Below are 8,625 nucleotides of genomic sequence, written 5' to 3'. Positions count from 1 at the left end.
ATGTCGTGCCGCTCTCCGCTCACCGGTAAGCTTGCCGCACGCAAATTCGATCTGACTTTGAGGGACGTCGCCGGACATGGCTGAAGCATTGCGTGTTGGAATTGCCGGCCTCGGCACCGTTGGCGCGTCGGTGGCGCGCGTGCTGCGCGACAAAGCGGTGGAACTGACCCGCCAGTGCGGCCGTGACGTGATCGTCACCGCCGTCTCGGCGCGCGACCAGAAGCGCGATCGCGGCGTCGATCTGAGCTCGGCAAAGTGGTTCGACGATCCGGTCAAGATGGCGCAGACCGCAGAAATCGACGTGTTCGTCGAACTGATCGGCGGCGACGAGGGCCCGGCGCGCTCGTCGGTGAAAGCGGCACTCGAAGCCGGCCGTCACGTCGTCACCGCCAACAAGGCGCTGCTGGCCAAGCATGGCGTGGCGCTGGCCGAGATCGCCGAGAAAAAGGGTGTTCTGCTCAACTATGAGGCGGCGGTGGCGGGCGGCATTCCCGTCATCAAGACCATGCGCGAGGCGATGGCCGGAAATTCGGTCACCCGCGTATTCGGCATCCTCAACGGCACCTGCAACTACATCCTGACGCGCATGGAGGCCGAGGGCATCTCGTTCGATGCTTGCCTGCAGGACGCGCAGCGGCTGGGCTATGCCGAAGCCGATCCGACGTTCGACATCGAGGGCCACGACACCGCGCACAAGCTGTCGATCCTGACCAGCCTTGCCTTTGGCACCAGGATCGCCGCCAACGACATCTATATGGAAGGTATCTCCAACATCACCCAGGCCGACATCCGCGCGGCCGCCGATCTTGGCTACCGGATCAAGCTGCTGGGTGTCGCCCAGCGCACCGAGAGCGGCATCGAGCAGCGCGTGCATCCGACGATGGTGCCGACGGCATCGGTCATCGCGCAGGTGCATGGCGTCACCAATGCGGTGGCGATCGAGACCGACATTCTGGGCGAACTGCTGCTGTCAGGCCCCGGTGCCGGCGGCAACGCCACCGCCTCGGCCGTCATCGGCGACATCGCCGACATCGCCAAGAGCCGGCCAGGCTTCCAGCATGGTCCGGTCTTTGGACGGCCGGCGAAGGAGCTGAAACCCTACAAGAAGGCGCAGATGCGCAGCCATGCCGGCGGCTATTTCATCCGGTTGACCGTGCATGACCGCATCGGCGTTTTCGCGGCAATCGCCAAGCGCATGGCCGATAATGACATTTCATTGGAATCGATCGTCCAGCACGCGGTCAATGGCGAGGCGGCGGCACAGAAGACGGTGATCCTCGTCACCCACGAGACGACCGAGGCTGCTGTGCGCAAGGCCGTCGATGGCATCACCAAGGATGGCCATCTGACCGACAAGCCGCAGGTCATCCGCATCGAGCGGGCAGGGTAGCTTTCGCCCGATAGGCCCTGCGGGACAGGAATCCCGCAGGCATTGAGGTCTGGTCTGGTGGGGACAGCCGCCACGCGGGAACGAATTGGTGTCGTCGCCGTTCTCTTGGTCAGCAACCAGAGGAACCGCTTCATGGCCGATACCAACAAGTCCGACACCCCTAATATCGACGACATCCAGAAGACGCTGGAAAAGCAGATTGCCGATTTGCGCAAGGAGATTACCAAGATCAACAAGAGCATTTCGGCGCGGGGCGCGGAGATGCTCGACGACGCCGGCGAACAGGCGTCCGAGTTGTACGACACGGCCGCGAGCCGCGCTTCGCGTACGGCGCAACAGCTGCGCAGCCAGGCTCAGGCTGTTTCGGAGGTCGCGCGTGAAAATCCAGGTACGACGACAGCTTTGGTCGGCGTGATCGGCCTGCTCGGCTTTCTGGCCGGCTTCGCCATTGGTCAATCGACGAACGATACCTCCCGCCGCTGGTATTGACCGCAGCGCGATAGGGCCGGGCTTCCGGCCCACTCTCTTGTTTTCAGCAAATCACTTTTAAGGAGGGCACCATGGCTTCATCAGCATTGATCGGCATCCTGATCACATTCCTCGTCATCATCCTCGTTCTCTATCTGGTTCAACGCCTGCCGCTCGATGGCCGGATGAGACAGATAGTTCAGGTCATCGTCATCATCATCGGCATCATTTCACTGCTCAAATACCTCGCGGTTTTCTAGGCCGCGAACGCCGCCATTTTTACCGTTTTGAGACTGGCCCGGCGCACGGCGATCGGGCCAGTATCGTTTCAGGATGCGGCTTAACCGATTGGTATTGTTGGTTATTCGATAAAATCCTCAGTAGGTCTTGCCGTTGTCATGCTGGTTTGACAAAACAGGCCCGCCTCCGGCGGGAGGCCGCATTGCCAACGAGGAAATCACCAGATGAATGTGGCCCAGAACATCGTCGCCGGCCTTGACCGGATACTCACCATGGAACTGGTGCGCGTCACCGAACGAGCCGCCGTCGCGGCCGCCAGGCTGCGCGGGCGCGGCGACGAAAAGGCGGCCGACCAGGTCGCAGTCGACGCCATGCGCCAGGAACTCAACCGGCTTGCCATCAAGGGCACTGTGGTGATCGGCGAAGGCGAGCGCGACGAGGCGCCGATGCTCTACATCGGCGAGGAAGTCGGCTCCGGCAAAGGTCCGGCCGTCGATATCGCGCTCGATCCGCTCGAAGGCACGACGATTTGCGCCAAGAACCTGCCCAATGCACTCGCGGTCATCGCGATCGCCGAAAAGGGCAGCCTGCTGTTTGCGCCCGACGTCTACATGGACAAGATCGCCATCGGCCCGGGCTATGCGGACGGCGTCATCGACATCGACGCCTCGGCGGCTGAGAACATCGCCAGCCTCGCCAGGGCGAAGGGCGTGGCCATATCGGATATCACCACCTGCATTCTCGACCGGCCACGTCATGCCAGGCTGATCGATGCCGTGCGCGCCACGGGTGCCGCGATCCGGCTGATCGGCGATGGCGATGTCGCCGGCGTCATCCACACCACGGATCCGGAAGAAACCGGCATCGACATCTATCTCGGCACTGGCGGCGCACCAGAGGGCGTGCTGGCCGCTGCCGCGCTGCGCTGCACCGGCGGCCAGATGCAAGGCAGGCTGATCCTCGACACGCCGGAAAAGGTTGCTCGCGCGGCAAAGATGGGTATTTCCAATCCGAAACGGGTCTATCGGACGGAGGACATGGCGCGCGGCGATGTGCTGTTCGCGGCCACCGGTGTCACCGACGGCAACATGCTGGCTGGCGTCAAGTTCGGCCACAATTACATCACCACCCACACGATCGTGCTGCGCTCGTCGTCGCGGACGGTGCGCGAGATCAAGGCCCGCCATCAGGGTCTGGATAAGTTCTGACGCTCGCTTGCGAAGCCACCTTGCAATTGCTAGCCATTCGGGCGCATCCGATGCTGGCTGCAAGGATTTGACGATGAAACCGTTCGACTGGCATGCGGATCCGATTTCGCGTGCCACCGCCATCACAAAGTCCTATCGCAACACCCAGAATGTGCGTCGCTTTCTCATCCGGGAATGCGGCGATGCATTCAGGTTCGACCGGCCTTTCATGGCTTGGCTCAAGGACGGTGTGGAAAAGACGATGGGCGATGCGGCCGACGAATGGCTTCGGCGCCAGGCTGAAAAGCCGAAAGCGCAGTTTTCTTGACTTATTTCGGGACCGCGCGCACCCGTGAATCGCTTGGCTTTGCCTGCCTTTGGCCTATAGAGCGTCGCGTGAACGCGACGCGCTTAAAATTGTTGCCAATGCAGGTCGTCGCCCCAAAACCGCTGCCCACTTATGGGCGACATGCATTATCGTGCGGCCAACGATGAGTTGGCAAAGCGTATGACCGGCGAAAAACGCCTCTTCCTCGATGTCAGGCAGTCAGTATCAGGGGTTTCCTGGGAACATCGGCTGACAGAACGCCAGGACATGATTGCGCTCGCCATCGCGCAAGGCCATGGCGTGCCCGACATCGTCGCGCGGGTGCTTGCCGGCCGTGGTGTTACCGCCGAACAGACCGAGCGGTTTCTCGACCCGACGATCCGCGATCTTCTGCCGGATCCGGCATCGCTGACCGACATGGACAGGGCGGCGGCCCGCATCGCCGCCGCGGTGATGGCCAAGGAAAAGGTGGCGATCTTCGGCGACTATGATGTCGACGGCGCCGCCTCGTCGGCCTTGCTGAAGCGGTTCCTCACGCATTTCTCGGTGCCGTCGGAAATCTACATTCCGGATCGTATTTTCGAGGGCTATGGGCCCAACCCGGATGCCATGCGCGAACTTGTTTCGCGTGGCGCGACACTGATCGTCACTGTCGATTGCGGCACCAACAGCGCAGTTTCCATCGATGCCGCCAACGAGGCTGGGGCCGATGTCTTGGTGCTCGACCACCACCAGGTCGGCGGTGCCTTGCCGGCTGCAATTGCCGTCGTCAATCCCAATCGCGACGACGACCTTTCCGGGCAGGGCCATCTCTGTGCCGCCGGCGTGGTCTTCCTCGCCCTTGTGCAGACGGCCAGGATCCTGCGCGGCCGCATGGCCGATGCTACGCCGCCGGACCTGCTTTCGCTGCTTGATATCGTGGCATTGGCCACAGTCTGTGACGTGGTGCCGCTGACCGGCGTCAACCGCGCCTTCGTGGTCAAGGGGCTGCAGATGGCGCGCCAGCAGAAGAATGAAGGGTTGGCGGCACTGGCACGCGTGTCGCGCATCGGCGAGCCGATCAGCACTTTCCATCTGGCCTATCTGATCGGCCCGCGCATCAATGCCGGCGGACGCATCGGCGATGCCGCACTTGGTAGCCGGCTGCTTGCGACCGACGATCCGGTCGAGGCGCGCACCATTGCCGAGACGCTCGACCGGCTCAACCAGGAACGGCAGTTGATGGAGCAGGAGATGCTCGCGGCGGCGCGCGTCGAGGCCGATGCAGAGCTCGCCGGCGGCAATGGCCCGGCTATCGTCGTCACCGCCTCCAACAGCTGGCATCCGGGTATTGTCGGCCTGCTCGCTTCGCGATTGAAGGATCATGCCCGGCGGCCCGCCTTCGCCATCGCGTTCAATGCTGTGGGCATCGGCACCGGTTCGGGCCGCTCGGTCTCGGGTTTCGACCTCGGCCGGCTGGTGCGCGAGGCGGCCGTTGCCGGTCTGATCGTCAAGGGCGGCGGCCATGGCATGGCGGCGGGCATCACCGTGGAGCGGGCAAGGCTTGGCGAACTCAGGGCGTTTTTTGAAGAACGGGCGGCAGCCGACGTGTTTCGCCTGCAGGGCGAGGAAAGCCTGGCCATAGACGGCGCACTTGCCGCTGAAGGCGCGACGCTCAGCCTGCTCGACGCGCTGGAACAGGCCGGACCCTTCGGTGCCGGGCATGTGGCCCCTGTTTTCGCGTTGCCGCGCCACCGATTGGCCGATGCGCGGCCGGTCGGCACCAACCACATCCGCGTCGAACTGCAATCGGAAAGCGGCGGCCGTATCCAGGCGATCGCCTTTCGCGCTGTCGAAACCGCACTTGGCGAATTCCTGTTCAAGAACCGGGGCAAGACGATCCACGTCGCCGGTTCGTTGTCAGGCAACTACTGGAACGGCAACCGCACCGTGCAGTTTCGCATCAGCGATGCGGCTCGTGCGTGAGGTTCTTGTGTGACCGAACCGTAGCTTGCGCGGCAATGTTCGCCTCGGGCGATCTATGATCGTATCTGCTTCCGAAACTCGCCCGGCGCCATTCCGGTCGTCTTGGAGAAAGTGCGACTGAACGAAGCCACGTCCTGATAGCCCACCCGATAGCAGATTTCCGAGACGCTTAGCTTGGTTCCCTCAAGCAGCGACCTTGCGAGTTCAAGCCGTCTTTCCTGGATCCATTTTCCCGGCGTGGTCTTGAGTTCACTAACAAATCTGCGAGACAGCGTTCGCGCAGACATGCCAAGTCCCGCCGCGAGAAAGCCCAAATCGATTTCCCGTATCTTGTTTTCCGCGAGTCCACGCAGTTTGGTCTCCAGCGGATTGGTCTCCTTCGGCAATTCTTCGAGAGGGAATTCGTAGGGGCTTTGAAATTTGCGCGAAGGCGGAAGAACCAAGAGCTTTCGAACGATCCGCTCCTCTTTCGAGAAGCCGAGATCGACCAGCAGAGCTTTGGCGAGTTCCAGTCCCGAAAATCCGCCGCCGCAAGTGTATAGGCGATCGTCGCGAACAAGCATGTGCGACGAGTCCCATTGAACTTGCGGAAATCGGCTGCTTACGTGGGACTTTAGCCACCAGGATATCGTCGCACGCTTGCCGTCCAGCAGCCCTGTATCGGCGAGCAGATAACATGCACCGCAATGTGCCGCGATGATTGCATCCTGTTGTCGTGCGAGTGCGATCAGCGGTTTTGAGTACTCACTCTCCTGGTCAAGCGAGCGCAGAAGTTCGGGAATATCGACACCTGGCATCGCGATGAGGATCAACACATCCATTTTTCGAGACGGTTGCGTCTTCGCAGGGAAAGAAATTCCGGCCGTCGAAATTGCAGGCGGCGCCCTGGAAACGAACTCGCAGGAGAGAACCTGTGAGCCGCTGACGTCATTCACGAGCTGAAACATCTCCACCAGCGTCGAGACAACCGCCGAATAGAAATCGGACGGCAGCCAGATGACCACGTGGATGCACTTGCCAGCCATGGGGCGGCTCCCGGTATCGGTTTCGTCGAGTGGCAAGTTTAGCACAATCTTTGTCAAAAATGCCAATTCCGAAACAAGCGCTGCGCCTCCAGGGTAGCCGCATGCGGGTCTCGCTGACGAAGAGCGGGCTGCGGAATCCATAGTCGGGAAAGATGCAAATGCGGAAATCACTGAATCAAACCGATGCGGGAGTGCCACGCTGGTCCGGGCTCAGGCTCGCGCTGCTGGCGTTCGCGCAGTTCATAATCGCGATCGACTACAACATCGTCTATGTCGCACTGCCGGATATTGGCCGGGAGGTCGGCTTTACGCCACAGTCGCTGCAATGGGTGGTGAGCGCTTACGCCGTGGCGTTTGGCGGCTTTCTGCTGCTCGGCGGTCGAGCGGCTGACCGGCTTGGCCCGCGGCGCATGTTCATCCTGGCGCTCGTGCTCTATGGCGTCTCGTCCTTTGCAGGAGGCTTTGCGCCCGATGCTCTTACGCTGGTGGTCGCTCGGGCCGTTCAGGGCCTGGGCGGGGCGCTTCTGTTTCCTGCAACTCTGGCGCTGATCAATACCAGCTTCGCGGAAGGTGCAGAACGCAATCGGGCGCTGGCAGTCTGGGGTGCCACGGGTAGTGGCGGCCTGGCAGCCGGTGCCATCATCGGAGGCGTCCTGACCAATGGCTGGGGTTGGCAAGCGGTCTTCTTCTTCACCGTTCCACTGGCTCTGGGCGCCGCTCTTGTCGCCGCGCCAGTTCTCCTGGCGCCCGATCCGGTAAATAGTGGCCAGAGGCGGAGTTTTGATCTGCCGGGTGCGCTGGTTGTCACGGCAGCCGCGACATTGCTGGTGTTCGGCTTGGCCAGTGGACCTGAGGTGGGCTGGAATACGGTTCGCAGCACCGGATCGCTTGCAATCGGTGTGCTGCTGCTTTGTGCCTTCATTCTCATCGAGAGACGCGTGCGCGATCCGCTCGCGCCACTGCGGCTGTTTGCCAATCGAAGCCTTGTCACGGCCATGGCGGTGAGTTTCTTTCATCACATGGCGCTGAGTTCGGGCTACTATATTCTCACGACCTACTTTCAGAACCTGCTTGGCTACAACGCGCTCGCCGCCGGTCTGGCATTCGTTCCGCTCGGCGTGCTGGCGATGGTCGGCGGCGGCAAGGGCGCGGCACTGCTGCTCACCAAGTGGGGGACTCGCGCCACGATGGTTGCCGGCATGCTCATCTATGGGATCGGGCTGGTGGCGATCGCTCTTGCTCTGTCACCAGGCGGGTCGTACTGGGCCGTGCTGCCCGGGATCCTCATCTATGGTTTCGGTGGCGGCATCGCCTTTACGACGCTGTTCGTAGCTGCCGCTTCCGGAGTGGCCGCCAACGAACAAGGAGTCGCCTCGGCGCTAGGGTCGACATCCCTACAGATCGGCGCAGCCTTGGGTCTTGCCGCCGCTCTTGTCGTGGCCAATGTCGGTTTGGGTGGAGTGGCCGCTACCACATCGGATGTCGTCGACGGATTGCGTATGGCAGGATTGTTCGCCGCCGCCGCGGTTTTCCTTGGTGCGGTTCTGGCTCTGATGCTCAAGCAGGCTCCGGGCATAGCCCAGGATGCCGCCACCTCTGCCGAAGCTGCGCACTGATCCTTGCTCAGTCACCTTGAAGCGCGTCGCGTTGAATTCAATCGACGTGCTTCAAGTGTTTTGATTCCATGCGTTGGGAAGATATGCGTCAGGCGAGAACGGTCTGCAGCCGGGTCAGTTCGCCGATCTGCGCCATCGTCGCCTGATAGCCGAGGTTGATCGCCTCGTCGGCGCGGTGGAATTCGGTCAGGCCGATATGGCTGAGCTTCGGCTGCAGCGACATATCGGGCGGGTCGCCGGCAAGCCTGGCGCGCGAAATCCGGTCCTGAATGATGTTGAAGGCCTCGACCATGACGCCGGTGATGCCGAGCCGCGTCTGATGCGACTGGCGCTCGGCGTCGATCTGACCAGGCCGCGGCGCGTCCTTTTCAACGACCAGCTCGCCGGCGCTGTGCTTGATGACGGC

General features: G+C 62.1%; 8 protein-coding genes and 1 pseudogene. 7 read left to right on the top strand and 2 right to left on the bottom strand.

All coding sequences use genetic code 11. The features are described from left to right. Positions 1-76 precede the first annotated feature (76 nt). From EN749_RS24140 to recJ, 6 genes are all read left to right on the top strand, one after another. On the top strand, positions 77-1,390 hold the full coding sequence (locus EN749_RS24140) for a homoserine dehydrogenase (RefSeq protein WP_127398513.1): 1,314 nt from the start codon (positions 77-79) through the stop codon (positions 1,388-1,390). 132 nt (positions 1,391-1,522) lie between these two features. Then, positions 1,523-1,879, top strand: coding sequence for a hypothetical protein (locus tag EN749_RS24135; protein WP_127379827.1), 357 nt, complete (start codon positions 1,523-1,525; stop codon positions 1,877-1,879). Between the two features lie 71 nt (positions 1,880-1,950). Next, entirely contained in the window at positions 1,951-2,118 is a 168-nt protein-coding gene (locus tag EN749_RS24130; RefSeq protein ID WP_013531988.1) for a Thivi_2564 family membrane protein, read from the top strand. Between the two features lie 204 nt (positions 2,119-2,322). Then, complete coding sequence (gene glpX, locus EN749_RS24125; RefSeq protein WP_127810573.1) at positions 2,323-3,306, top strand: class II fructose-bisphosphatase; 984 nt, start codon at positions 2,323-2,325, stop codon at positions 3,304-3,306. Positions 3,307-3,379: 73 nt separating this feature from the next. Beyond that, on the top strand, positions 3,380-3,613 hold the full coding sequence (locus tag EN749_RS24120; protein ID WP_127810572.1) for a DUF6434 domain-containing protein: 234 nt from the start codon (positions 3,380-3,382) through the stop codon (positions 3,611-3,613). A gap of 180 nt (positions 3,614-3,793) precedes the next feature. Beyond that, positions 3,794-5,578 carry a single-stranded-DNA-specific exonuclease RecJ gene (gene recJ, locus EN749_RS24115; protein ID WP_127397568.1) on the top strand — a complete coding sequence of 595 codons (1,785 nt, stop codon included), beginning with the start codon at positions 3,794-3,796 and terminating at the stop codon, positions 5,576-5,578. A 53-nt stretch (positions 5,579-5,631) separates the two neighbouring features. Here recJ and EN749_RS24110 read toward each other — a convergent pair whose 3' ends face one another. Next, positions 5,632-6,603 carry a helix-turn-helix domain-containing protein gene (locus tag EN749_RS24110; protein WP_164873856.1) on the bottom strand — a complete coding sequence of 324 codons (972 nt, stop codon included), beginning with the start codon at positions 6,601-6,603 and terminating at the stop codon, positions 5,632-5,634. Between the two features lie 158 nt (positions 6,604-6,761). Here EN749_RS24110 and EN749_RS24105 point away from each other — a divergent pair, with 158 nt between their 5' ends. Beyond that, positions 6,762-8,219 carry an MFS transporter gene (locus tag EN749_RS24105; protein ID WP_128289484.1) on the top strand — a complete coding sequence of 486 codons (1,458 nt, stop codon included), beginning with the start codon at positions 6,762-6,764 and terminating at the stop codon, positions 8,217-8,219. Positions 8,220-8,307: 88 nt separating this feature from the next. Here the strand turns inward: EN749_RS24105 and EN749_RS24100 are convergent. Beyond that, positions 8,308-8,625: pseudogene (locus EN749_RS24100) on the bottom strand (Patatin); the annotation flags it as partial.

The organism is Mesorhizobium sp. M7A.F.Ca.ET.027.02.1.1, assembly GCF_004022985.1.
GTDB lineage: Bacteria > Pseudomonadota > Alphaproteobacteria > Rhizobiales > Rhizobiaceae > Mesorhizobium.
Note: the sequence above shows the minus strand (reverse complement) of the source record. Positions and strands in the feature narration are given on the sequence as shown.